Below are 25,157 nucleotides of genomic sequence, written 5' to 3'. Positions count from 1 at the left end.
CGCCCGGCGCACGGTGACAGCTCATGGCACACGACGCGGAGCGTGCCGTCCATCGTGGTCGTCGTCCTCATCGTCATCTGGACGGTCTTCGCCGTGCAGTGGAAGGAGAAGGACTGCGCCTTGGTGCCGACCTCGTACCTGCTCGTGATCACGCACGGCACGCCGAGCGTCTTCGAGGGTTGCGGCGACCACGCCATCGACGTCACGGACGACTAGCCCCGCCGACTAGCCCAGCCGGCCTGCGCCGTCCGCCGACTCGGCCGAGCCCTCCACGACCTCCACCCGCGCCCCCACCCGCACCCCCCACTCATCCATCGCCCCGGCCTCCGCCTCCAGCACGTGCCGCGCCCGCAACCGGGGCAGCCCCAGCCTGCCCGGCCGCATCGTGCGCACGGCGATGACGGTGAGCCGCCGGTCGAGATAGGCCACGTCGATGGCCATCCGCATCCGGAACGTGTGCACGCTGTTGGCGGGCGACAGCAGCATCGCCCCATCGACCGAGCCGCGCCCCAACAGCCCCTTGGTACGCGCGCGGTACGAGCTCGCGACCTCCAGCGGAACCCGAACCTCCTCGCCGTCCGGCCCCAGCACGGCCAAGGCCCCCAACCCGTCCCGCCACCGCCGCCGCCGTCCCATGCAGATGCCCTCCCTACGGCCCGTCGCCCCCGCTGAAAGTATCCGCCGCGGAGTAGGCGACCGCCGGTCCCCTTTGCTGCTTCCGGTGCGTTACGGAACCGTTATGGCCCAAGAAGCCACAAGTGCAGAGGGTTTGAACTCCGGGGAGGCCGCAGCGAGACAGGTGTCACCCTGGTGTCGCCCGTCCCCGGTGGATAGCTTTGCTTCGCTGAAGAGAAGCCGCGTCCCACCCAGGAGCCGACAGTGAATCGCCGCCGACCCACCCTCCTCGCAACGCTCGCGCTGACCGCGACAGCGGCCTTGACGCTGTCCGCGTGCGGCAGCGACGACGACAGCACGGGCAAGGGGGAGGACAAGATCGCGGGGGCGGACACCGGCGGCCCGACCCGGTCGGCGTCACCGACCGCGACCGAGTCGGCGGAGCCTGGCCGACCGGAGATCGACCTGCCTGATGATCTCTCCTACACCTTCGACTGGCCCAAGACCGGGGACAAGGAGAAGGACGCCGTTCTCGCCGACGGAGAGCAGTCCATCAAGGCCGTGGACCTCGCGATCGTCCATCAGGATCCGCTCGACAAGGCTTACCTCTACTACTACGAGGGCGAGGCCGCCGCCGGTACGCAGGAGTTCATCCAGGCCTATGTCAAAGAGAACGCGCGAGTAACGGGGGCGTACCGCTTCTACGACGCGGTGGTCAACGTGCGCGGGAAAGACAGTGCCTCCCTCGTGTACTGCGAAGACCAGGGCAAGGCCTACGACATGTATCTGAAGCCCAAGAAGGTCAACAAAACGCCCGTGACCAAGAACAGTTACGTGCTGTACAACACTCAACTGAGCAAGAACGACAAGGGTGTCTGGGTTGTACAGAAGATGCTGTCCCAAAGGGGGAGCGACAAGTGCCAGCCGTGACTCCGACCGCGCGTGCTCTGGTTGTGCACGTCGTGGCCGCTGCCGTCTTCGTGGGTGCGACGGGCACCGCCATCGCCGACAACAAAATCGGTGGTGGTGCCCAGTCGCCCAGTACGGACGCGCACGGTGAGACCGACGGGAGCGGCACCGTCTCGGCGACCGCCGGTGCGGTCGTCTACAACCGTTCCAAGAACGGCTCGGGGGCGTCCGTGGGCCCGGTGGCCGCTGCGACGAACTGGACGCCGCCCGCTTGTTACTACGCCCCGAAGTACACCCCGGAGCAGCTCCAGAAGGTCAAGGAGCCCGTCTGGGAGGCCGAGTCGACGGGCTACCAGTGGGATGCCACGCAGCGCGACAGGTACGTGAACGGGAAGCCGTACAAGGACTTCAACAAGGAGAAGGCCGGCGAGGGCTACTGGTGGGACTCCTACGTCACGCCCGGCCGGGAGGGTGACCCTGGGGCGCTCGACTGCAAGGAGGAGATCTTCTGGGTGGACACCGGTGACGACCCGCCGGCGGACATCCCGCAGGCGATCACGCCGGAGGTCCTCGCCCAGCTCGCCTACGCGGAGATCCGCGTCCCCACCACGGAGGTGGAGCTGAGGCCGGCAGAGGCGACGAAGGTGAACCTTCCGACCTGGGCATGGCTCGACGCGACGGACTTCAAACCCGTGTCGGTGACGGCTTCCGTGCCCCTGCTGCAGGTCGAGGCCACGACGACGGCGGAGCCGGTGTCGGTGAAGATCGATCCCGGCACGGCGGACGCTCAGACCTACCCCGCATCCGGGGTGTGCGAAGTCGCGAACGGCCGCATCGGTGAGCCCTACGCCAACGGGAAGGCGGACGAGACGCCGCCCTGTGGAGTCAAGTACCTGCGTTCGTCAGGCGACGGCTCGTACCAGCTCAAGGCCACGGTCACCTGGAAGATCCACTGGACCGGCACCGGGGTGGCCGGGGAGCAGCCGCTGCCCGACGGTGACTTCGGCGGAGAGCAGGACGTCGTCGTCCAGGAGATCCAGGCCGTCAACCGGTGACCGTGCCGAAGCATGTGGCCTGAGCCCGACGTGTCCCCCGTGAGCCCGGCGCGTCCCCGGGGCGATGGCCCCGAAATGGTGTTGAACGGGGGCTCGGCCGGGGGTAGGAAGGCGCCATGACTGGACTCGGTGCCGTATTCCGCCCCCAGCTCGCCCCCGAGCGGCTCCGTGCCGTGGCTCGGGTCGCCGATGAGGTGGGGCTCGAGGAGCTGTGGCTGTGGGAGGACTGTTTCCGGGAGGGCGGGATCTCCACGGCCGCCGCCGCCCTCGCCTGGACCGAGCGGGTGCGGGTCGGGGTCGGGCTGCTGCCCGTGCCGTTGCGGAACGTGGCCGTCACCGCGATGGAGGCCGCCACGCTGCACCGGATGTTCCCCGGCCGCCCCGTCCTCGGCGTGGGACACGGCGTGCAGGACTGGATGGGACAGGTCGGGGCCCGGGCCGAGTCGCCCCTGACGCTGCTGCGGGAGCATCTCGTGGCGCTGCGGGAGTTGCTGAGGGGCGGACGGGTGACGTCGACGGGGCGCTACGTCCGACTCGACGACGTCGCGCTGGACTGGCCGCCGGAGCAGCCCGTCGAGGTGCTCGCCGGCGCCACCGGGCCGCGCTCGCTGCGGCTGGCCGGTGAGGCCGCCGACGGCACCGTGCTCACCGCGAACACTCCGCCCGACGGGGTGCGCCGCGCCCGGCGGCTCATCGACGAAGGGCGGGCGGCGAGCGGGCGGACGGAGGCCCACAGGGTCGTCGTGTATCTCCTCGCCGCCACCGGATCCGGTGCCGCTGAACGGCTTCGGAACGAGCTGGTCGCCGAAGGCGTCGGGGCGGTGCCGGATCTCGGGGTCGCCGGAGACGCCCAGGCCGTTGCCGACGCCGTGCGGCGGTTGGCCGAGGCCGGGGCCGACACCGTGATCCTCCAGCCGACCGGGGACGAGCCCGATCCGGAGGGGTTCGTCTGGTTCGCCGCCGAGCGGGTCCGGCCGCTGGTGGCCTGAGGCTGGCCGGCGGTGGCCTCATGCCGTACGGGTTGCACCTTCCGTAGCGGCATGTGATCCGGTGGACCTACGTCCCGATGCCGTGAGGAAGGGTCCCTGTCCATGCGTTCGTCCTTCATGCCACCCCGCCAGGTCAAGATCGGTGACGCGGCGGCCTTCGTCGGCAGCACGCCACGGGCGATCCGGCACTACCACGAGATCGGCCTGCTCCCCGAGCCCGAGCGGGGCAGCGACGGCCGCCGCCGCTACGGGTACGAGGACATGATCCGCCTGCTGTGGATCCGCAGGACGGCCGACGCAGGGATCGCCCTGGACGACATCCGTGACGCCTTTGCCACCGGCACGGATTCCGCCGGCGCGGAGAGCGGAGAAGATGTCGCGGGCATCCTGGAGCGGTTGGAGGAAACCCTCGCCGAACGGGAGGCGGAACTGCGGCGGCAGCGGGCCGCCGTGCGGCGGATGCGCACCGAAGGCAGCCGGACGGGCCTGCTCTCCGACTTCGTCACCGAACGCCTCAAGAGCGCGCCCGAGGGCTCCCTGCGCCAGGCGGACCTGGACAGTCTGCTGGTCACCGAGCGGATCCTCGGCCCGCTCGGCGCGGCCGTGCAGGCCACCCGCTTCGTCGTCCTGGCCACGCATCCCGCTCTGCGGGAGGAGTCCGACCGCGTCGACGACGCCGAGGAGGCACTCGACGACGGTGTCGCCGTCGATGACCCACGGGTGGCTCAAGTGGCCGCCGAGCGGCGCGCCTTCGAAAGCGCCCTCGAGGCCGTCATCGAGGAGTCCGGCCCGGGTGCGGACGACGATGCCCTCTTCGACGCCTGGGACACCTTGCACCCTGCCGCCGACGGCGCGGGCGAGGCCGACTCCGTCAGCGCGTTCGAAGCCACCGGCTGGATGCCCTACGACTTCTCCCCAGCCCGCCTGCGCTGTATGGAACTGGCCGCAGAACTCGCCGCAGACCCGTCAGCCCGCGACAACACCGCTGCCCAGAGCTATCGAGCGGAGCCTTCTTCATGACGCCCCCCGCCCACCCCGGAACCTTTGAGCGCCTCGTGGCCGAAGGCGCCGCCGTCCCCACCGAAGGGTGGGACTTCTCCTGGTTCGAGGGGCGGGCCACCGAGGCCCGGCCCTCCTGGGGGTACGCGCGGTCCATGGCCGGGCGGCTGGCCGGGGCCACCGCCGTACTGGACGTGCAGACCGGGGGAGGGGAGGTGCTGGACTTCGCCCTCGAAGCCGCCGGCCCCCACCGGGCCCCGCTCGTCGCCGCCACCGAGGGCTGGGCGCCCAACGTCGCCCAGGCCACCCGGCTGCTGCGTCCGCGCGGAGTCCCGGTGGTCGCCTCGGCCGACGACGCGCCCCTGCCCTTCGCGGACGGCGCCTTCGACCTGGTCGTGAGCCGGCACCCCGTCGAGCCGCACTGGGACGAGGTGGCCCGCGTGCTCATGCCCGGCGGCACCTACTTCGCCCAGCACGTCGGGCCTGCCAGCGTCTTCGAGCTCATCGAGTACTTCCTCGGGCCGCTGCCCGAGGACAGCCGGCGGCACCGTGACCCCGAGCGTGAGCGCGCCGACGCCGAGGCGGCCGGCCTGGAGGTCGTCGAGCTGCGGGCGGAGCGGCTGCGGATGGAGTTCCTCGACATCGGTGCCGTGGTCCACTTTCTGCGCAAGGTGGTGTGGATGGTCCCCGGGTTCACCGTCGAGGCGTACCGGGACCGGCTGCGCGACCTGCACGAACGCATCGAGGCCGACGGACCCTTCGTCGCACACAGCTCCCGTCACCTCTTCGACGTGCGCAAGCCGGATGCCACGAGCGGGCCCGACGCGCGGCCCTGACACCCGCCGGACGGGCCCGGACCCGCGACCTCACGCGTGCGCCCCCACCGTCACCTCCCCGATCACCAGCTCCGCCGCCGCCTCCAGTACGGCCCCCACCCGTTCCACGCAGTCCGCCAGCTCGCGTTCCTGCCGTGCCGTCAAGCGGGCCAGCGGTTCGACCGTGACCGTCGTACGGCGGCCCCGGCGGCGCTGGTGCCAGACGCCCGCCGCGACCCCGTCGACCAGGAGCACGGGGAAGTTGCCCGCCTGCCCGCCCGCCAGCGCCCGCCGGTAGGCGGCCCCCGGGAAGAGCAGTTCCCGCGGCTGCGCGGCGACGACGTACGCGTCGAAGTACGGCAGCAACCGCACCCCGCGCAGCAGCTCGTCCCGTTCCGGGGCGTCGGGGAAGGCGGTGTCGCCCGCCGCCACCCACGCCGGGGCGCCCTCGAAGCGGACCTCCTCGATCTCGCCCGCGGCGGCCAGCTCGGCGTAGCGGGCCTTCGCCCAGCCGGGTGGTGCGGCCAGCCAGCGGGCGAAGTGCTGGGGCGTCGCCGGTCCGTACGCGTACAGGTATCGGCGTACGAGGAGCCGTGACGCCTCCTCGGGCGGCAGCGGGGTGAAGTGGGGCGGCCGGGTGTACGTCACCCTGCGGCCGCGGTTCGGGCCGAAGGACAGGGCGCCGCACTGGCCGGCCCGGTGCAGGACCTGGCGCCAGCGGGGCCACATGGTCTGGAAGGCGGGCATGACCAGGTCGCCGGCCCACGGGCCGGTGCGCGCGACGACCTCCTCGCCGAGTTCGTCGACGGTCAGGAAGGTGCCGTCGAGCGCGTCGGCGATCGCGGCCACCACCTGCCCGGCCTGCTCCCCGGTGAGGCGTACCTCGGTGGGGAAGGCGGCCGGGCCGGCCGGGATCGCGGGGAGCGCGGCGCACCACATCGGGAGGTCGCGGGCCGGGAGCAGATGCACCGTCCCGCGCGGGCCGTGCGTCTTCACCAGCGCGGGCGCGGGTGGCGCGAGCGGAGCGGTGGGCCACAGGGCGTCGCGTACGTCCGTGCGGGTCACGCCGTCGGCCCGCAGGCCGACCGACAGCTCGGCCGCGGACAGTACCTGGGCGTGGACGCCCAGCATCGCGGCGGCCACGTCGGCGACGGACGTGCCCGTCCGGGCCCGCCTGGCCAGGAACTGCCGTTCCAGGCGTCGTGCGCTCGCCGCGGCCCAAGTGATCCCCGTCGACTTCGTCATGAGGCGACGTTAGGTCAGGAGTAGGACAGGTTTCGTCCTCGATCGTCCATGGTCGCCGTCGGTCGCCGTCGGTCGTCCTCGGCCGCCCTCGGTCGTCCAGAGGTGGATCTTCCGGGCTTAAGTGGCACACCTTCGCAAACATCCCCTTGCGCGGAGGCAGGGTACGCAATCACCCGCCGATCCTCACAGGGTTTCCACATCGTTATTCATCGATGTCCTCTTCGAGTCGAAAACGCCCTGCCCGGTCGCGTAAGTTCGGAGCCAGGTAATTCGCGTGAGCAAAGCTGCGCGCGTGGCACCGCGCAGTGGAGGGGGCTGCGCGGTGCCGGATCAACCGCCGGGCCGGGCGCCGCGGCCGCCGGGCCGACCGCCGGACCGGCCCCGGTCAAGCCGGCCGTGCGGGTCGTGTCACCCGGACGGGGGAAGCGGGCTTCCGCCCCGTCACGCCGGTCGGCGGACACCGCCGCACCACTCCAGCCGCACGCGCATCACCGCCCACCCGGAGATACGCGGCGATTTGGCCACCGTTCAGGCCGGAATAAGGGCTTCCGTGGTCATCCGGGCGTCGCCGGACGACTCCGGAGAGTAGTTGTGGCACGCCGATGCACGCAGCATCACTTACGAAGGGTTATGGTGGAAACCCCCCCTCGGGCCGGTCCGTCTCCCCCCCCACGGACCGGCCCGTTTTTTTCTGCCCGGGCGGGCGGCGCCTGCGAGCGGTACGCCCGTAACGAGGAGTTCACCGGTGCGCCGTCCTGTGTCGTGGCATGGCGGCGCTTGTTCGAGGGCATAGACCAAGCAGGCCGACGCCCGAACCACGGGTGTCGGATCTCAGCGGACGGCACGGAGCCGTCCGCCCGGGAGGCCCTTTGCACCAGCCCCACCGTGCGGTCACGGCACGGAAGACGCGGCGGAGGACCGGTCCCCGGTCCGCGCCAGTGCAGGGCGGCCCCAGGGACCTGCCTGACGACGACCGTCCGGCGGCCCCCCGACCGGTCGGCTCGTTCCCGCCCTCCCTGCGCGGCTCGTTCCCGCCCTCCCGGCCCAGCGTCCACTCCGTCGCTCCCCGACCTCTTCCGAGGGGGTACGTCCTTCCGTGGTGACCAGCACAAAGCGCCACAAGCCAGATAGGCGCACCTACGTTCTCGACACCAGCGTCCTGCTGGCCGACCCGAACGCCCTGAACCGCTTCGACGAGCACGAGGTCGTGCTCCCCATCGTCGTGGTGACGGAGTTGGAGGCCAAACGGCACCATCCCGAACTCGGCTACTTCGCCCGGCAGGCCCTGCGCCTGCTCGACGAGTTCCGGGTGCGGCACGGTCGCCTCGACGCCCCCATCCCGATCGGGGACCTCGGCGGCACCGTCCGCGTCGAGCTCAACCACTCGGACCCCAGCGTGCTGCCCACCGGCTACCGCCTGGGGGACAACGACTCCCGCATCCTCGCGGTCGCCCGCAACCTCCAGGCGGAGGGATTCGACGTCACCGTCGTCTCGAAGGACCTCCCGCTCAGGATCAAGGCGTCCTCCGTCGGACTCCTGGCCGAGGAGTACCGCGCCGAGCTGGCCATCACGGACGCCTCCGGCTGGACCGGAATGTCCGAACTCACCCTGCCGGGTGAGCAGGTGGACGTGCTCTTCGAGGAGGGCCGGGTCTACGTCCCCGAGGCGGCCGGCCTGCCCGTGCACACCGGTCTGACCATCCAGTCGGAGCGCGGCAAGGCCCTCGGCCGGGTCACGCCCGACGGCAACGTCCGGCTGGTGCGCGGCGACCGGGAGGCGTTCGGCATCAAGGGCCGCAGCGCCGAGCAGCGGATCGCGCTCGACCTGCTCCTCGACCCGGACGTCGGCATCGTGTCGATGGGCGGCCGGGCCGGCACCGGCAAGTCGGCGCTCGCCCTGTGCGCGGGCCTCGAAGCGGTCCTGGAGCGCCGGCAGCACCAGAAGGTGATGGTCTTCCGGCCGCTGTACGCGGTGGGCGGGCAGGAACTCGGCTACCTGCCCGGCTCCGAGGCCGAGAAGATGAGCCCGTGGGCGCAGGCGGTCTTCGACACGCTGTCGGCCGTCACCAGCCGCGAGGTCATCGAGGAGGTGACCGCGCGCGGGATGCTGGAGGTACTGCCGCTCACCCACATCCGGGGGCGCTCGCTGCACGACGCGTTCGTGATCGTGGACGAGGCGCAGTCGCTGGAGCGGAACGTGCTGCTGACCGTGCTGTCCCGGATCGGGGCCAACTCACGGGTCGTACTCACCCATGACGTGGCACAACGGGACAATCTGCGGGTGGGCCGGTACGACGGAGTCGTCGCCGTCGTCGAGAAACTGAAGGGGCATCCGCTCTTCGCGCACGTCACCCTGACGCGCTCCGAGAGGTCCCAGATCGCGGCGCTCGTGACCGAAATGCTGGAGGACGGTCACATCTGACGCTTCCGTGAAGTCCGGCCCGTAACGGGTCGATTGCCCGCAGGAGAGCCGGTTACCCGCCGGTTCGGCGCCGTCCGGAAAGGCCCAGAGCCTAGCCGGGCGGCGCCTCGGTGTGTGCCGATTTCCGTGAATCCCCTGGGCCAAACGAGATGTGAGCTTTCACACGCAACACAGAATTGCCTCACCCCGCCGGGTTACGGCAGAGTCTCACTCCTGTCAGGCCCCGCATACGACACAGGCGTACCCCCAGCGGTACGGCGCCCCAGAAGCATCAGATCCAACTCCATAGCAGAGTCGTATGCCGCCCGAGCACCACGCGGCGCTCCCGCCCAGGGAGTTGTCCACCGGGCCCGTGCCTCCCGTGACCCGTAGTTGGGGAGGCCAGTGCCAGGGGCACGATTGCGTCCGCGAGGGTCACCGAAGCGGGCGATGCTGGAAGGAAACCGTGTGAGCCGGATCTCGGTCCGGGGATTCGCAGTGGCCTCGGCCACGGCGGTCACCGCCGTCGGAAGCGTCGTCGGAGTTGCCTCGGGCAGCGTCGCGCAGAACAACGACGACGCGGAGGCGACGGCAGCAGGCACGACCCTGCTTGCCGACATCCCCATGGGTGAGCAGGCGCAGGTGCAGACCGCGTCCCTGACGCAGCAGGCCGACGTGCAGGCCATCGCCGCGGACGCGAGCGCCAAGAAGGACGCCGAAGAGGCGGCCCGCAAGGCAGCCGCCAAGACCGCCGTGGACAAGCAGGAGAAGGCCAAGAAGGCGGCCCAAGCGGCGAAGCAGCGCGAGGCGCAGCAGGAAGCGGCCAGCCGCGACGCCAAGCGGGAGTCCACCAGCTTCGCCGTCCAGAGCTCCTACAGCACCAGCCAGATCCAGGCGATGGCGCGCCAGATGGTGCCCAGTGGCCAGTTCCAGTGCTTCAGCAACATCGTGAACCACGAGTCGAGCTGGAACTACCAGGCCGTCAACGCCTCCTCCGGCGCCTACGGCCTCTTCCAGGCCCTCCCGGCGGGCAAGTACGCCTCCGCGGGCGCCGACTGGCGGACCAACCCGGCCACCCAGATCAAGTGGGGCCTCAGCTACATGGACAACCGCTACGGCAGCCCGTGCGACGCCTGGGCCTTCTGGCAGGCCAACCACTGGTACTGAGCCCGTAGTCGCCCGCCTTCCCCGGCGCCGCGGTCCACGCTCAACCTCGCGCAGCCCCTCACCGTCTTGTGGTGAGGGGCTTTCGCGCTCCCGCCATGTACGGTCGGACCGGAACGACTCCAGGGGGGAGTGGTGGGGAAGGACGGGGGAAGAGGACGGATCATGTCACGAGTGCCAGGGTGGCTCGGCCGGCTCGGCGCCGGACTGACGCGGGCGAGCGAGCGGTTGGAGCAGCGCCGCGAGGAAGCGCGGCGCGACGACGCCGACGACGGACCCGGGCCGGCCTCCGACCACGAGCGCCGGCCCCTGGACGACACGGCTGAGGACGCGGCCGGGGACTCCGCGGTCGAGTACCTCGCCGCCCACCGCCCGGTCGCGCTCGCCCACCGTCCCGATCCGGCTCAGGCCGTGCCGTGGGGAGTACGGGTGGCCGCGGAGGCGGGGTGGCGGCTGCTGGTGCTGGCGGGCACCGTGTGGGTGCTGATGCGGGTCATCAGCGCCGTACAGCTCGTGGTGCTGGCGTTCGTGGCCGCGCTGCTGATCACCGCGCTGCTCCAGCCGGCCGTGGCCTGGCTGCGCCGGCACGGGGTGCCGCGGGGGCCGGCCACCGCCCTGACCGCGATCCTCGGGTTCGTGGTGATGGGACTGATCGGCTGGTTCGTCACCTGGCAGGTCATGGAGAACATCGACAACCTCTCCGACCAGGTCCAGGACGGCATCGACGAACTGCGCAACTGGCTGCTGAACAGCCCCTTCCACGTCACCGACAAGCAGATCAACGAGATCGCGAAGAACCTGCGCGACGCGGTGGGCGCCAACACCGACCAGATCACGTCGGCCGGACTCGAAGGCGTCACGGTCGTCGTCGAGGCGCTCACCGGCATCCTGCTGGCCGCGTTCTCGACGCTGTTCCTGCTCTACGACGGCAAGCGCATCTGGCAGTGGTCGCTGAAGCTGGTGCCCGCGGCAGCCCGGCCGGGCGTCGCCGGGGCCGGCCCGCGCGCCTGGCGGACGCTGACCGCCTACGTGCGCGGCACGGTGATAGTCGCGCTGATCGACGCCATCTTCATCGGCCTCGGCATCTACTTCCTGGACGTGCCGATGGCCGTCCCGCTGGCCGTGTTCATCTTCCTGTTCGCCTTCATCCCGCTGGTCGGCGCGGTGGTGTCGGGTGCGCTCGCGGTCGTGGTGGCGCTGGTGACACAGGGCGTGTTCGCGGCGGTCATGACGCTCGTCGTGGTGCTGGCGGTGCAGCAGATCGAGGGGCACATCCTGCAACCGTTCATCCTCGGACGCGCGGTGCGGGTCCACCCGCTCGCGGTGGTGCTGTCGGTGGCCGCCGGCGGCATGGTGGCCGGCATCGGCGGCGCCGTGGTCGCCGTACCGCTGGTGGCGGTGACCAACACCGTCGTGGGCTACCTGCGGGCGTACTCCCGCGAGGCCGCCCTGCGCCGGACGCCGAGACCGCACGGAGCCACCTCGACCGACGCCGCCCCGGCCGTCGACCGCGTGCCGGGGCCGCCGAGCCCCCCGGCACCCCCGGCGGACGGCCCGCCGTCGGACGCCCCCTAGGTGTGTTGTTCGGAGAGGTTGGTGCCGCGGCTGGCGGGTGTGTGGCCGCCGATGCCGGTGTGGGGTCGGTGGTAGTTGTACCAATGCAGCCAGTGGGTGAACGCTTCCCTGCGTTCGTGGTCTGAGGTGTAGGGCTTCTGGTAGGCCCATTCGTCGAGCAGGGTGCGGTGGAAGCGTTCGACCTTGCCGTTGGTCTGGGGCCGCCAGGGCCTGGTCCAGCGGGGGCTGATGTCCAGGTCGCGGCAGGTGTTCCGCCAGGTGTTCTTGCTGTAGGCCCAGGCGTTGTCGGTCAGGACCCGTTCGATGCGGATGCCCAGGGATGCGAAGTAAGCCGTGGCCCGGACGAGGAAGGCAGCGCAGGTCGGGGCGGTCTCGTCGGGCAGGTCCTCGGTGTAGGCGATGCGGCTGTGGTCGTCGAGGGCGGTGTGCAGGTAGGCCCAGCCGGCGCCGTTGGTCCGGCTGCGGTGGCCTTCGGCCCGGCCGAGAGTCTTGTGGCCGCCGCCGTCGGGGATCCGGCCCAGCTTCTTGACGTCGATGTGGACCAGTTCGCCGGGTCGGGCGCGTTCGTAGCGGCGGACGGGCTCGCCGGTGGCCCGGTCCAGGGCGGCCAGTGGCGGCAGGCCGTGCCGGACCAGGATGCGGTGGGCGGTCGAGGCGGCGATGCCGCATCGGACGGCCAGTCGTAGCGGCCCGATCCGGTGCTCGCGTCGCAGCCGGAGAACTTGCTCCTCGACGGCGGCCGCGGTCCTGCGAGGCTGGTGGTGCGGGCGGCTGGAGCGGTCGCTCATTCCGGTGACGCCGAGCTGCCGGTAGCGGCGGGCCCAGCGGCTGGCGGTGGTGTGGCTGACCTGGAAACGCTCGGCCGCCCGCCGCACGCCATCCGTCCTCGACGACGCAGCGGGCCAGGCGGAGTCTCCCGGTCTCGGTCAGCGGGGCATTACGGTGGACCACGAGGGCCTCCTGAACTCGGTGGAGATGTCGCAATCCACACCGAACCCGGAGGCCCTCACCCCTTTCAAGAACCCAGCACGCGTGTCACCAACGTCCCGGGACAACACACCTAGCGGCGCGCCGCCGGGGGACCGGCACGTGAACGGGCCCCGCCCACCTCTCGGTGAGCGGGGCCCGTGCCGTGCGTGCCGCGTCGGGACGGATCCCGTGCGGGACTACTCGGCGGCGAGGACCGCCTCGGCGTCCAGCGTGACGCCGACGGCCTCGACCACGGCGGCGATCTTGAACGCCTCCTGGATCGTCTCGCGGTCCACACCGGCCTTGCGGAGCACCTGCTCGTGCGAGTCCAGGCACATGCCGCAGCCGTTGATGGCCGACACCGCGAAGGACCACAGCTCGAAGTCGACCTTGTCGACGCCCGGGTTGCCGATGACGTTCATCCGCAGACCGGCGCGCAGGGTGCCGTACTCGTGGTCCGACAGCAGGTGCCGGGTGCGGTAGAAGACGTTGTTCATCGCCATGACGGCGGCGGCCGACTTGGCGGCCGAGTACGCCTCGGGCGAGAGGTTCGCCTTGGCCTCCGGCTCCAGCTCGCGCAGCACGATCGGGGAGCGCGAGGCGATGGCGGTCGCCAGCACGGTGCCCCACAGCTGCTGCGCCGGGAGGTCGGAGTTGCCGATGACCGAACCCAGGTTGAGCTTCAGGTCCTTGGCGTAGTCCGGGACGGCGGACTTCAGGGAGTCGAGGGACATGTCAGATCACTCTCCCGAGAGCAGCGCGACCGGGTCCAGGGTCTCGTCGCCCTTGCTCCAGTTGCACGGGCAGAGCTCGTCGGTCTGCAGGGCGTCGAGGACCCGCAGGACCTCCTTGGGGTTACGGCCGACGGAGCCGGCGGTGACCATCGTGAACTGGATCTCGTTGTTCTGGTCCACGATGAAGACCGCGCGCTGCGCGAAGCCGTCCTCGCCCTCGATGCCGAGGTCACGCATGAGCTCGTGCTTCGAGTCGGCCAGCATCGGGAAGGGCAGGTCGGTCAGGTCCGGGTGGTCCTTGCGCCAGGCGTGGTGCACGAACTCGGAGTCGCCGGAGAAGCCGAGGATCTGGGCGTCACGGTCGGCGAACTCGTCGTTCAGCTTGCCGAAGGCGGCGATCTCGGTCGGGCACACGAAGGTGAAGTCCTTGGGCCAGGCGAAGACGACCTTCCACTGACCCTCGTAGGTCTTGTGGTTGATCTGCTGGAACTCCTTGCCCTTCTCCAGCGAGACGCAGGCGGTCAGGTCGAACTCGGGGAACTTGTCACCGACAGTGAGCACGTGCTCTCCAAAAACGCAGCGAAGAAACACCCATTTTGCGAGTGTTTCCCATGGGTTGGACGTTAGTGATGTTGGCACAGGGTGCATTGATTAGTGAAATAGCTACACTCGGTCGAGTTGATCGGAGGTAGCTATTAGTGTCCAGTAAGAAGAGACAGCCCAGCCTCGCTCAGCTGCGGGCTTTCGACGCGGTCGCCGAGCACCTGCACTTCCGTGACGCCGCCGCCGCGATCGGCATGAGCCAGCCGGCGCTCTCGGGTGCCGTTTCCGCCCTGGAAGAGGCACTGGGTGTCACCCTCCTGGAGCGTACGACGCGCAAGGTGCTGCTCTCCCCGGCCGGCGCACGGCTCGCGGTGCGGACCAAGGCGGTACTGGCGGAGGTCGGCGCGCTCGTCGAGGAGGCGGAGGCGGTGCGGGCGCCCTTCACCGGCGCGCTGCGGCTCGGTGTCATCCCGACCGTGGCGCCGTATCTGCTGCCGACGGTGCTGCGCCTCGTCCACGAGCGCTATCCCGACCTCGACCTCCAGGTCCACGAGGAGCAGACGGCGAGCCTCCTGGAGGGCCTGACGACCGGCCGGCTCGACCTGCTGCTGCTCGCGGTGCCCCTCGGCGTCCCCGGCGTCACCGAACTCCCGCTCTTCGACGAGGACTTCGTCCTGGTCACGCCGCTCGACCACCGACTCGGCGGCCGGGAGGGCCTGGAGCGCTCGGTGCTGCGCGAGCTGAAGCTGCTGCTGCTCGACGAGGGGCACTGCCTGCGCGACCAGGCGCTCGACATCTGCCGGGAGGCGGGCCGCGCGGGCGTCCCGGCGACGACCACGGCCGCCGGTCTGTCGACGCTGGTACAGCTGGTGGCGGGCGGCCTCGGGGTGACGCTGCTGCCCCGCACCGCCGTCCGGGTGGAGACCTCCCGCTCCAGCCAGCTCCTCACCGCGTCCTTCACCGACCCGGCCCCCACCCGCCGTATCGCCCTCGCCATGCGCACGGGCGCGGCCCGCTCGGCGGAGTACGGGGAACTGGCGGCGGCCCTGCGCGAGGCGATGGCGGACCTGCCGGTGCGGACGGTGCACGACTGAGGGACCGGGCGACCACCCGGCCGGGCGGTCCCTCGGTCCCTCGGAGCCTCGCTTCCTCAGACCCTCGATCCTCGGTGCCCCGGTCGGGCACCCGCGGGGCCTACTCCGTGCGCAGCCCCTCCGGCCGCATCAGCCGCAGCAGCGGCGGCAGGCTGCACAGCGTCACCACCAGGACCACCGCGGCGCCGATGCCGGTCATGGCGAGGACGCCGGTCCAGTCGACGCTGACCGGGGTGCTCGTCATCTTCAGCAGCACCGTGCCCAGGGTCAGACCCACCACCGAGGCGAGCAGCAGGCCGAGCACGATGGGAATCGCCGTCTGCCAGAGCACCGACAGGCTGAGCGTGCGGCGCCGGGTGCCGAAGGCGACCAGGGCCGACAGCAGCTTCTTGCGCTCGCGCAGCTGCTCCAGCTGCGAGACCAGCAGACTGGCGCCGATCAGCGCCAGCACACACGCCGCCCCCACGAACAGGCCGGTGCGGATGGCGTCGAACCGGTCGGTCCGCTCGGTCGCCGCCCAGGCCACCGCGTCCGCCAGCGGGTCGATCGCCACCGTGGTGTTCCGTACCAGGTCGTGCACGTCCGGCACCGACTGGTCCAGCCGGAGGTAGGCGTGTCCGTCCAGCGCCGGCGCGAGGGCCTCCGGCATCGCCTTACGGGTGATCAGGAGGCCGCCCCGGTCGGTCCCGGCCAGCAGACCGGTACGCGGCTTCGCGGCCTTGACGCCCTGCGGCACCGTCCAGGGGATCTCATGGCGCTTCGGGATGCCCTCGTAGGACGGGTCGACGTAGAGCTTCCGGCCCGGCGCGGCCAGCTTCGTCACGTCCTCCTCGGCGTCCCACTCGGCGCCGTGGACGACGAAGACGTCCCCTTCGGCGCACGACGACAGCCTGGCGATCTCCCGCAGCGAGGCGCAGTCCCCCACGGTCAGTGTCGTGCCGTGGTCCGGGTCCTTGGGGCGGTCGCCCAGCCAGCCCTCGGAGAAGGCGTTGACCGCCTCGACCCCCTTGGTGTCGCGGAACTTCGCGGCCGCCTGGTCCATGGGGACCCCGCTCGGGAGGATCGCCTCCATCTGTGCCCACGACACGTCCTGCCCCGTGGACTTGGTGTAGTCGTCGTCCACGCCGGCGAACAGCATCTGCAGCGCGATCGCCCCGGCGACGGCCACCGCGATGCCGTTGACCATCCGGGCCGCCGTCCCGCTGCTCAGCTGCAGCCTGCGCACGGCCAGTTGCCAGGCCACGCCGCCGGAGCCGAGCCTGGCGACGACGCTCTCCACGACCCACGGCAGCAGCGCGGTCACGCCTACCAGGAGCAGGACGACGCCGCCGGTCACCAGGTACTGGTTGAAGTCGCCGTTCTCGCGCCCGTTGCCGATCATCGGGTAGAGCATCGCCAGTCCGGCCAGCGGCAGAATCAGCCGCCACCACAGTTGGCGCCGGGCCGGCCGGCCCGCGCGCACCACGCCGAGCGGCTCGATGACCACTCCGCGCAGCGCGAGCAGCGTCACCAGCACCGCCGCCGTCGGCACGGCCACCGCCACCAGCAGCGCCAGCACCGGTGAGGGGTTGAGATAGCTGGGGAACACGCTGATGCGGAACACCTCGGCACTGCCCGCCAGTTGCCGTCCGACCATGAAGAACCCGGCACCGAAGAGCAGCCCGAGCGCCGCGCCGGCCATCGCCTCACCGGCGGCGATGCGCCGGGTCATGCGGCTGTCGGAGCCGACCAGGCGCAGCGCCGCGAGCCGCCGGTCCCGACGCTCGCCGCCGAACCGCACGGCGGCGGCGATGAACACCGCGACCGGCATCAGCAGCACCACGAAGACGACGAGGATCAGCAGGATCAGCACCGGGTCGGACCGCTCCTCCCCGGGGTCCGGGTCGCCGAACCGGTCGATACGCTCGATCCTGCCCGAGGTGATGTGCTCCGCGAGCCCCTCCGCGCCCCGGTAGTAGGCGAGTTCGGCCGAGCCGATCAGCCCCTCCTCGGCGATCGTGCCGACGACCCGGTCCGGCAGCCGCTCGCGCAGCAGCGCGCCGGAGTCCGAGTTCAGCAGCTTCTTCAGCGCGGGGGAGACCACCATCTCGCCCACCGCCGGGAACTTCTCCAGCCCCGGCGGCAGCGGTGCCCGCGGGCCCTCGGGCTCCAGGGCCCGGCCCCGGACGTCGTCGTCGCGGAAGGTGTCGTCGAGCCTGGCGAGCACGAGCGTGTCGTCCGCCTTCGGCATCGGGTCGGTGGCGAAGGTGATGTCGGAGCGCGCCGCCTCCCGGTCGTGCCGCACGGTGAGCGCGTTCGGGAGCGCCGTCGTCAGCAGCAGCAGCGCCACGCCGAGCCCGACGCCCACGGCGGTCAGCACGGCCCGGGTCCAGCCCTCGCGGCCGCCGGTGAAGGCGAAGCGGACGCCCAGCATCAGGTCGGCGGCCCACTGGCGCACGTTCATACGGCCCGCTCCATGTCCCGGGACTTGCCGTCGCGTACGACGATCTCGCGGTCGGAGTAGGCCGCCACCCGTGCCTCGTGCGTGACCAGCACGACCGCGGCGTTGGTGGAGCGGGCCGCGTCCGTGAGCAGCTCCATCACGCGCTCCCCGTTGAGGGAGTCCAGCGCGCCGGTCGGCTCGTCCGCGAAGAGCACGCGCGGGTTGGTGACCAGCGAGCGCGCCACCGCGACCCGCTGCCCCTGGCCGCCCGAGACCTCGCCGGGCCGCTTCTTCCTGAGGTCGTCGACCTCCAGCCGCTCCATCCAGCTCAGCGCGGCCCGCTCGGCCTCCTTGCGGGAGGTGCCGTTCAGGCGCAGCGGCAGGGCGACGTTCTCGACACAGGTCAGCTCCGGCACCAGCTGGCCGAACTGGAACACGAACCCGAAGTCCGAGCGGCGCAGCGCACTGCGCTGGGCGTCGGACATCGCCGACAGCTCGCGCCCGTTGTACGTGATCGTCCCCGAGTCGGGCGGCACGATGCCGGCGAGGCAGTGCAGCAGCGTCGACTTGCCGGAACCGGAGGGGCCCATGACGGCGACCACCTCGCCGGGGTGGATGGAGAACTCGGCGCCGTCGAGGGCGAGGGTGGGGCCGTAGGCCTTGCGGAGCTGGTCCGCCGAGAGCAGGGAACCTGCGGGGGGAGTCATCGGGTTACCGCCTCACGGAGCTTGTCGAGGCGCGCGGCGGTCAGTTCCAGCCAGCGCAGGTCGGCCTCGAGATGGAAGAGGGCGTGGTCGCAGATCAGCTGGTCCGCGAGATCGCCCTTGCGCTTGCGGTCGGTGAGGATGCGCATGCTGCGCAGGTGTTCCGAACGCTGGGTGTCGAGGATGTCGGCGGCGTCGCGGTGGGTGAGCAGCGCGAGGACGACCTTGGTGTACAGCGTCGACTGGAGGTACGGCTCGGGCTTCTCCGGCGTGGCGAGCCACCGCTGTACGTCGGTGATCCCCTCGTCGGTGATCGCGTACCGCTTGCGCTCGGGACCGCCGCCCGCCTCGATGCCGTCGACCACCACAAGGCCGTTCTTCAGCAGGCGGGACATCGTCGAGTAGACCTGGCCGTAGTGCAGCGGCCGGTCGTGACCGAACTTCTCGTCGAAGGCGCGCTTGAGGTCGTAACCGTGGCGCGGCCCGGACTCCAGGAGCCCCAGGAGGGTGTGACCGATGGACATGCGGAGCACTCTACACACGGTGTATACGCACCATGTATACGCACGGTGCAGAGATCGTGGCGGCGGGTACGGGACGGGAGCGGTCCGGGCGCAGGACCGCAGGTGAGGGCCGATTGTCACGGTTCCGCTACGACGGAGGCCGCGCCTCCGTCCGGTGGCGGAGGCGCGGCCGGCGAGGATCGCTCACGGGGGTGGCGCGGCCCCCGCGCCGCCGCCCCCCGGCGGGCGGCCGCGGCGCGGCAGCGGTCCGGTGCCGCCGGGCAGCCGGCCGGCCTCGGCCAGCGCCCTGCGGAGCAGGAACTCGATCTGGGCGTTGGCCGAGCGCAGCTCGTCGCCCGCCCAGCGGGCCAGTGCCTCGTAGACCTGGGGGTCCAGCCGCAGCAGCACCTGCTTGCGCTGCTGCGGCCGACGCTTGGGGGCCGGGCCCTCGGACGGCGCGGAATCCCGCACGGAATCCTCGGGCGCGGAATCCTCGGGCGGGCTCGTCACTGGTAGAGCGTCCCCGTGTTCAGGACCGGCTGGGCGGCGCGGTCTCCGCAGAGCACGACCATCAGGTTGGACACCATCGCCGCCTTGCGCTCGTCGTCCAGTTCCACGATGTCCTGCTCGCTGATCCGGGCGAGCGCGGCCTCGACCATGCCGACCGCGCCGTCCACGATCTGCCGCCGCGCGGCGACCACCGCACCGGCCTGCTGCCGCTGGAGCATCGCCGAGGCGATCTCCGGCGCGTACGCGAGGTGCGTGAAGCGCGACTCGATGATCTGCACGCCGGCCGCCTCCACGCGCGCGTGCAGTTCGACGGCGAGCTTCTCGGTGATCTCCTCGGCGTTGCCGCGCAGCGAGAGGCCGTCCTCGTCGTGGGCGTCGTAGGGGTACTCGATGGCGATGTGCCGCACGGCCGCCTCGGTCTGGGTGGAGACGAACTCGACGTAGTCGTCCACCTCGAAGGTGGCCTGCGCGGTGTCCTCCACCCGCCACACCACGACCGCCGCCAGCTCGATCGGGTTGCCGTAGGCGTCGTTGACCTTCAGGACCGCCGTCTCGTGGTTGCGCACCCGCGTCGAGATCTTGGTGCGGGAGGTGAAGGGGTTGACCCAGCGCAGGCCGTCCTGGCGGATGGTGCCCCGGTAACGCCCGAACAGCTGCACCACGCGGGCCTCGCCCGGCGCCACCATGTTCAGGCCGCACATCGCGAGGAAGGCGGCCAGGGCGATCAGGATGCCGCCGATGATCAGCACGGCCTTGCCGCCGGTCGAGTCGACCGCCGTGGCGCCGGCGATCAGACCGGCGCCGACGAGCAGCCCGACCAGTCCGAGCAGCAGCGCGAAACCGCCGCCGATGCTGTGCGCCTGGTTCTCGCGCACCCGCGGCGCCGGCATCTCGGGCACATCCGCGGTGACCTGCGGGGCATCGTGCGTGGACATGGGTGGTCCCCCGTTCTCTCTTTGCTTTCTAAGTGATATCACTTTACCATCGGATCACAACCTTGAACCCCGCTCGTACGTCGGTTCCTGTGGAGCGGGTGCTGATTCTCACGTCCGTACAAGGCTGGATCGGTTGCCGTTTGTCACATCTCCCGGTGTTAGCTTTCTGAGCTGACCTGAGCGACGAACCTGTGTGACGCGTGAGCGAGACGTGCCCACAGATGACCGAAGCGGAGTGGATCGGACCCATGGGACGAGCGGAAGAGAGAAAAGCGCGGCAGCGCGGTGGACGCCGCGCGGCGCCGAAACGCCGCCGTTCGTCGGGCGCGGGCGCGGCCGCGGGCGGGAAGAGCCGGATACGCCGGCTGTTCACCTGGAAGAAGATCCTCGGCACGTTCTTCGGCCTCTGCCTGCTCGGCATGGGCGCCTTCATCGTGCTGTACATGATGATCGACATCCCCGAGGGCAACCCCGAGGCCGATCTGCAGAGCAACGTCTACAAGTACAGCGACGGCAGCATCATGGCGCGCACGGGCGAGCGCAACCGCGAGATCGTCGACCTCGCCAAGATCCCCAAGGACGTCCAGCGCACCTTCGTCGCCGCCGAGAACAAGACCTTCTACAACGACGCCGGCGTCGACCTCAAGGGCACCGCGCGCGGCGTGCTCAACACCCTCTCCGGCAAGGGCGCGCAGGGCGGTTCGACGATCACCCAGCAGTACGTCAAGAACTACTACCTGACCCAGGAACAGACGGTCTCGCGCAAGCTGAAGGAACTGGTCATCTCCCTCAAGCTGGACCGGGAGAAATCCAAGGACTACATCCTCGCCGGCTACATCAACACCAGCTACTACGGCCGCGGCGCCTACGGCATCCAGGCCGCCGCACAGGCCTACTACCGCGTCGACGCCGAGGACCTGACGGTCGAACAGGGCGCGTACCTCTCCGCGCTGCTCCAGGCGCCGAACCAGTACGACTGGGCGATCGCCAGCGAGACCGGCAAGAAGCTCGTCCAGCAGCGCTGGAACTACGTCCTGGACAACATGGTCGAGCAGAAGTGGCTCGGCGCGGGCGACCGCCAGGGCATGAAGTTCCCGGAGCCCAAGGAACCCAAGGCCGCCGCGGGCAAGGAGGGCCAGGTCGGCTACCTGGTCGACGCGGCCGACCACGCGCTCAAGAAGCAGCTCGTCGCCCAGGGCGCCGCCGAGGACATGGAGCAGGCCAAGGCCCTGGTGGACCTCGGCGGCTACACCGTCACCCTCAACATCGACAAGAAGAAGCAGGCCGCGCTGGAGGCGGCGGTCAAGAAGCAGCTCACGAGCAAGCTGGACCCCGACGAGCGCAAGGTCGACGCCGACGTCCAGGCCGGAGCCGCCTCCGTCGACCCGAAGACCGGCTCCGTCGTGGCGATGTACGGCGGCGTGAACTACCTGAAGCACTTCACCAACAACGCCACCCGCGGCGACTACCAGCCCGCCTCCACCTTCAAGCCGGTCATCCTCGCCGCCGCCGTGGACCACGACGCCGAGACCCAGGACGGCGTGCCGATCACGGCCAACACCCTCTACGACGGCGACAGCGAGCGCCCCGTGATGGACGGCGACAAGAAGGTCGGCTTCGCACCGCCCAACGAGGACGACCACGACTACGGCGAGATCGACGTCCAGGAGGCGATGAACAAGTCCGTCAACTCCGTCTTCGCCCAGATGGGCATCGACGTCGGCATGCCCGAGGTCATGAAGGTCGCCGCCGACCTCGGCATGGACACCGAGGGCGAGCAGGCCGTGCCCGCGCAGACCCTGGGCAGTATGGGCGCCAGCCCGCTGGAGATGGCAGGCGTCTACGCCACCTTCGACAACCACGGCAAGAAGGTCACCCCGGCGATCGTGAAGTCGGTCGAGCACAAGGACCGCAAGGTCGAGATGCCCGACCCGATCGGCGAGCAGGTCATCAGCCGGGAGGCCGCCGACACGGTGACCTCGGTGCTCACCGGCGTGGTCAACGACGGTACGGCCAAGAAGTCCGTCCGGGAGAACCCGCTGCGCGACGGCCAGAAGGTGGCCGGCAAGACCGGTACGTCCGACAACAACAAGTCCGCCTGGTTCAGCGGCTTCACCCCCGGCCTCGTCACCTCCGTCGGCCTGTTCGGCGAGGACGACGAGCCGCCGCACAAGCAGGTCCCGATGTACAAGGCGGCCGGGGTCGACTACCGCGTCAACGGTGGTGGCCCGCCGGCGGAGATCTGGGCCGCGTACACCTTCGGCGTCATGGACGAGGTCACCGAGTTCGACCTGGAGACCAAGCAGGGCGCCGCGGTGCGGCCGAGCAAGTCGCCGACGGCCCCCGAGTCGCCGACCCAGTCGCCGACGCGGGAGGAGACCTCCGAGGCGCCGCCGCCGTCCAGCGACCCGACGACCGAGGCGCCGCCGTCCAGCGACCCGACGACCGAGGAACCGCCGGAGTCGCCGACGAACTCGCCGTCGAACAGCCCGTCCACCGAACCACCGCCGGACGGCGGGTCCACCGAGTCGGGGGACCCGGAGCTCCCCGGCGTGGACTGGGGGCAGTAGGCCGTCCGCGGTCGCTGACGCGCGCGAAGGGGCGCCCGGTGCTCACCGGGCGCCCCTTCGCGCGACGCCGTTCCCGGCCGCGGACCGGCCGTTCCCCTGCCGCGGACCAGCTGCGGACCGGCCGCGGTTCAGCCGCGGTTCAGCTCGAACCACACCACCTTGCCGGTGCTCAGCCGCGTCGCGCCCCAGCGCCGGGCCAGCCGGTTCACCAGGTACAGTCCGCGACCGCCCTCGTCGGTCGCCCGCGCCTGCCGCAGCCGGGGCAGCTGCGGCACGTCGTCGCCGACCTCGCAGCGCAGCACGTCCGTGCGCAGCAGCCGCAGGGTGACCGGCTTGGAGGCGTACCGCACCGCGTTGGTCACGACCTCGCTGACGAGCAGCTCCACGGCGTCCGTGAGGTCCTCCATGCCCCAGCGGGCCAGCGCCCGCCGGGCCAGCCGCCGGGCCTTGCCGGGGGCCGCGTCCTCCGGATCCAGGAACCAGTACGACACGTCGCTGGGCGCGATGCCGTCGAAGCGGGCGGCGAGCAGCGCGATGTCGTCGTCCCGGTCACCCGGGCCGAGCATGTCCAGCACCTCGTCGCACAGGGCCTCCAGGGGCGGCGGATGGTCCGGCCCGGTCAGCTGCGCGGTCGCCGCCAGGCGCTCCCGCAACTGCTCTATGCCGGTCCACACGTCCCGCAGCCGGGACTCCACCAGCCCGTCGGTGTAGAGCAGCAGGGTCGCGCCGGCCGGCGCGTCCAGTTCCACGGCCTCGAAGTCCACGCCGCCCACCCCGATCGGGGCACCGGCCGGCACCCGCAGCACCTCGGCCTCGCCGCCCAGGTGCAGCAGCACGGGCGGCGGGTGGCCGGCGTTGGCGACGGTGATGCGGTGCGAGACCGGGTCGTACACCGCGTACAGACAGGTGGCCATCCGGTCGGTGCCCAGGCGCTGCGCCTGCTCGTCCAGGTGGTGGAGCACCTCCTGCGGCGGCAGGTCGAGTCCGGCCAGGGTCTGCGCCGTGGTCCGCAGCTGGCCCATGATGGCCGCCGACGTCATGGAGTGGCCCATCACGTCCCCGACGACCAGCGCGACCCGGCTGCCCGGCAGCGGGATGGCGTCGTACCAGTCGCCGCCCACCCGCGCGGTCTCGGCGGCCGGGAGATAGCGGGAGGCCAGCCGTACGCCGGTGCAGCGCGGGAGGTTCTCCGGGAGCATCGTGCGCTGCAACTCGTCGGCGATGTACGCCTCCCGCCCGTACAGCACCGCCTTGTCGATGCCCAGCGCGCTGTGCGTGGCGAGCTGGGCGGCCACCAGCAGGTCGTCGGCCTCGAAGGGGATGCGCTCCGGGCCGCGCAGGAACAGCGCGGCGCCGATCACCCGGCGTCGGCCGCGCAGCGGCGCGAGGATCGCCCTGCGGCCGTCGGGCAGGGCGAAGTCGCGTTCCTCGCCCAGCAGTTCGGGCAGCGCGGCGCGGGCGGCCGGGGTGTCCGTGAAGACCGGGCGCACCCCGCGCAGCACCTCGGCCAGCGCGCTGCCCGGCCGTACCTCGCACAGCTCGGCGCCGACCGTCTCCAGCTCGGAGGGCTCCTGCTGGGCCGCGGGTGCGAAGCCGCCCTCGGTGTCCCGCTCGGCCGGTATGCGGTCGGTGCGCCGCAGCCGCAGCACCAGGGGGCCGGTGGGCCGCTCGTCGCCGACCGGCAGCGGCTCGCGCAGATAGACGAGGATGGCGTCCGCGAAGGTGGGCACGGTGGCCCGGCACAGCCCCATCACGATCTCGTCCAGGTCCATGCCCCGGGCGATCCGCCGGGTCGCGGCGCCCACGAAGCGCAGCCGGTCCCCGTCCCGCCGCATGGGCGTGGGCTGTCCGGGCGCGGTGGGCTGCCCGGTACGCCGGTCCGGCTCCGCCGGGGCGTCGCGGCGGTCCGTGGCGCCGGCCGGCACCTCGGACCCCGGCCGCACCTCAGCGGCCTGCCCGCCGCCGGGCATGCCGTCCAGGGCCGAGCCGTCCGAGGGCGCGACACGTGGCGCCGCGCCGGCCGGCACACCGCCGGGCTGCCCGCCGCCGGGCTGCCCGCCGCCCGGTTGCCCGCCGTCCGGCTGTACGGGAACGCCCTCGGCCCCGGGCCGCGGGCGGTGCGTGTCGGGCTCCGCCGCCTGCTCGGCGCCCGGCTGGGAGTGCTCGAAGACCCCCGGGGAGTCCTCGCCCGCGGTGGGCGGCGTCTCCCCGGTGCGCCCCTGGGCCGGTAACGCGGACCCGGAGGCGCGCGGCGGCACTGGGGCAGGCAGGAGCGCCCCGCGGGGATCCGTGGGGTCGGCGCCCGTCGAGGGGCGGTCGAAGGAGGTCGGGTGCTCCGTCACGCGTGTCGAATCCATCCGTCCGGGACTGCGCGCGGCGCGTGCAGTTCGTCCCGCAGAAATCCCG

General features: G+C 71.4%; 21 protein-coding genes and 1 pseudogene. 11 read left to right on the top strand and 11 right to left on the bottom strand.

Annotation, left to right across the window (positions count from 1 at the left end; genetic code table 11):
- Positions 1–42 precede the first annotated feature (42 nt).
- Positions 43–216 carry a hypothetical protein gene (locus R2E43_RS13445; protein WP_051815175.1) on the top strand — a complete coding sequence of 58 codons (174 nt, stop codon included), beginning with the start codon at positions 43–45 and terminating at the stop codon, positions 214–216.
- A 9-nt stretch (positions 217–225) separates the two neighbouring features.
- Here R2E43_RS13445 and R2E43_RS13440 read toward each other — a convergent pair whose 3' ends face one another.
- Positions 226–636, bottom strand: coding sequence for a DUF192 domain-containing protein (locus R2E43_RS13440; RefSeq protein WP_332056231.1), 411 nt, complete (start codon positions 634–636; stop codon positions 226–228).
- A 243-nt stretch (positions 637–879) separates the two neighbouring features.
- Between R2E43_RS13440 and R2E43_RS13435 the strand changes: the two genes are divergently transcribed.
- The 5 genes from R2E43_RS13435 to R2E43_RS13415 all read left to right on the top strand — a co-directional run bounded on the left by R2E43_RS13435 (position 880) and on the right by R2E43_RS13415 (position 5,403).
- Positions 880–1,545, top strand: a complete 666-nt coding sequence (locus R2E43_RS13435) for a hypothetical protein (protein ID WP_319231096.1) — start codon at positions 880–882, stop codon at positions 1,543–1,545.
- A gap of 23 nt (positions 1,546–1,568) precedes the next feature.
- Entirely contained in the window at positions 1,569–2,579 is a 1,011-nt protein-coding gene (locus R2E43_RS13430) for a hypothetical protein (protein ID WP_408649140.1), read from the top strand.
- A 116-nt stretch (positions 2,580–2,695) separates the two neighbouring features.
- A complete protein-coding gene (locus R2E43_RS13425; RefSeq protein ID WP_332056230.1) occupies positions 2,696–3,568 on the top strand; it encodes an LLM class flavin-dependent oxidoreductase in 873 nt (290 codons plus the stop codon).
- A 102-nt stretch (positions 3,569–3,670) separates the two neighbouring features.
- Positions 3,671–4,588, top strand: a complete 918-nt coding sequence (locus R2E43_RS13420) for a MerR family transcriptional regulator (RefSeq protein ID WP_003973952.1) — start codon at positions 3,671–3,673, stop codon at positions 4,586–4,588.
- Positions 4,585–5,403, top strand: coding sequence for a class I SAM-dependent methyltransferase (locus R2E43_RS13415; RefSeq protein WP_011030011.1), 819 nt, complete (start codon positions 4,585–4,587; stop codon positions 5,401–5,403). Before R2E43_RS13420 ends, R2E43_RS13415 begins: the two co-directional genes overlap by 4 nt.
- Positions 5,404–5,433: 30 nt before the next feature.
- On the opposite strand, the gene R2E43_RS13410 is transcribed toward R2E43_RS13415, so the two are convergent.
- The gene (locus R2E43_RS13410; protein WP_193487151.1) at positions 5,434–6,627 is read right to left on the bottom strand and encodes a winged helix DNA-binding domain-containing protein; all 1,194 of its coding nucleotides are present in this window, start codon (positions 6,625–6,627) and stop codon (positions 5,434–5,436) included.
- 1,096 nt (positions 6,628–7,723) lie between these two features.
- Between R2E43_RS13410 and R2E43_RS13405 the strand changes: the two genes are divergently transcribed.
- The 3 genes from R2E43_RS13405 (at position 7,724) to R2E43_RS13395 (ending at position 11,767) form a co-directional block, all read left to right on the top strand.
- The gene (locus R2E43_RS13405; protein WP_003973949.1) at positions 7,724–9,049 is read left to right on the top strand and encodes a PhoH family protein; all 1,326 of its coding nucleotides are present in this window, start codon (positions 7,724–7,726) and stop codon (positions 9,047–9,049) included.
- Between the two features lie 447 nt (positions 9,050–9,496).
- Positions 9,497–10,195 (top strand): aggregation-promoting factor C-terminal-like domain-containing protein, encoded by a 699-nt coding sequence (locus R2E43_RS13400; RefSeq protein WP_016327167.1) that lies wholly within the window; start codon positions 9,497–9,499, stop codon positions 10,193–10,195.
- Positions 10,196–10,357: 162 nt separating this feature from the next.
- Positions 10,358–11,767: an AI-2E family transporter gene (locus R2E43_RS13395; protein WP_332056229.1), complete on the top strand. Its 1,410-nt coding sequence runs from the start codon at positions 10,358–10,360 to the stop codon at positions 11,765–11,767.
- On the opposite strand, the pseudogene R2E43_RS13390 reads toward R2E43_RS13395, so the two are convergent.
- The 3 genes and pseudogenes from R2E43_RS13390 to R2E43_RS13380 all read right to left on the bottom strand — a co-directional run bounded on the left by R2E43_RS13390 (position 11,764) and on the right by R2E43_RS13380 (position 14,031).
- Positions 11,764–12,718 (bottom strand): annotated as a pseudogene (locus R2E43_RS13390) (IS481-like element IS1649 family transposase). The gene R2E43_RS13395 and the pseudogene R2E43_RS13390 overlap by 4 nt on opposite strands.
- A gap of 215 nt (positions 12,719–12,933) precedes the next feature.
- Entirely contained in the window at positions 12,934–13,470 is a 537-nt protein-coding gene (locus R2E43_RS13385) for an alkyl hydroperoxide reductase (protein WP_003973946.1), read from the bottom strand.
- Positions 13,471–13,476: 6 nt separating this feature from the next.
- Complete coding sequence (locus R2E43_RS13380) at positions 13,477–14,031, bottom strand: peroxiredoxin (RefSeq protein WP_003973945.1); 555 nt, start codon at positions 14,029–14,031, stop codon at positions 13,477–13,479.
- A 137-nt stretch (positions 14,032–14,168) separates the two neighbouring features.
- On the opposite strand from R2E43_RS13380, the gene R2E43_RS13375 reads away from it, so the two are divergent.
- Positions 14,169–15,107 carry a LysR substrate-binding domain-containing protein gene (locus tag R2E43_RS13375; RefSeq protein WP_003973944.1) on the top strand — a complete coding sequence of 313 codons (939 nt, stop codon included), beginning with the start codon at positions 14,169–14,171 and terminating at the stop codon, positions 15,105–15,107.
- 100 nt (positions 15,108–15,207) lie between these two features.
- Here R2E43_RS13375 and R2E43_RS13370 read toward each other — a convergent pair whose 3' ends face one another.
- From R2E43_RS13370 to R2E43_RS13350, 5 genes are all read right to left on the bottom strand, one after another.
- A complete protein-coding gene (locus R2E43_RS13370; protein WP_016327169.1) occupies positions 15,208–17,550 on the bottom strand; it encodes an ABC transporter permease in 2,343 nt (780 codons plus the stop codon).
- Positions 17,547–18,236 carry an ABC transporter ATP-binding protein gene (locus tag R2E43_RS13365; protein WP_003973942.1) on the bottom strand — a complete coding sequence of 230 codons (690 nt, stop codon included), beginning with the start codon at positions 18,234–18,236 and terminating at the stop codon, positions 17,547–17,549. Before R2E43_RS13365 ends, R2E43_RS13370 begins: the two co-directional genes overlap by 4 nt.
- On the bottom strand, positions 18,233–18,757 hold the full coding sequence (locus tag R2E43_RS13360; RefSeq protein ID WP_003973941.1) for a PadR family transcriptional regulator: 525 nt from the start codon (positions 18,755–18,757) through the stop codon (positions 18,233–18,235). Before R2E43_RS13360 ends, R2E43_RS13365 begins: the two co-directional genes overlap by 4 nt.
- Positions 18,758–18,940: 183 nt before the next feature.
- Positions 18,941–19,297 carry a hypothetical protein gene (locus R2E43_RS13355; RefSeq protein ID WP_405192647.1) on the bottom strand — a complete coding sequence of 119 codons (357 nt, stop codon included), beginning with the start codon at positions 19,295–19,297 and terminating at the stop codon, positions 18,941–18,943.
- Positions 19,243–20,181: an SPFH domain-containing protein gene (locus tag R2E43_RS13350; RefSeq protein WP_003973939.1), complete on the bottom strand. Its 939-nt coding sequence runs from the start codon at positions 20,179–20,181 to the stop codon at positions 19,243–19,245. Before R2E43_RS13350 ends, R2E43_RS13355 begins: the two co-directional genes overlap by 55 nt.
- A gap of 248 nt (positions 20,182–20,429) precedes the next feature.
- On the opposite strand from R2E43_RS13350, the gene R2E43_RS13345 reads away from it, so the two are divergent.
- A complete protein-coding gene (locus tag R2E43_RS13345) occupies positions 20,430–22,751 on the top strand; it encodes a transglycosylase domain-containing protein (RefSeq protein WP_332056228.1) in 2,322 nt (773 codons plus the stop codon).
- A gap of 128 nt (positions 22,752–22,879) precedes the next feature.
- Here the strand turns inward: R2E43_RS13345 and R2E43_RS13340 are convergent, their stop codons facing one another.
- Positions 22,880–25,108, bottom strand: a complete 2,229-nt coding sequence (locus R2E43_RS13340; protein ID WP_401535900.1) for a SpoIIE family protein phosphatase — start codon at positions 25,106–25,108, stop codon at positions 22,880–22,882.
- Between the last annotated feature and the right edge of the window lie 49 nt (positions 25,109–25,157).

It is taken from the genome of Streptomyces violaceoruber, assembly GCF_033406955.1.
GTDB classification, from domain to species: Bacteria; Actinomycetota; Actinomycetes; order Streptomycetales; family Streptomycetaceae; genus Streptomyces; species Streptomyces violaceoruber.
This window is presented reverse-complemented; position numbering and strand designations above follow the sequence as displayed.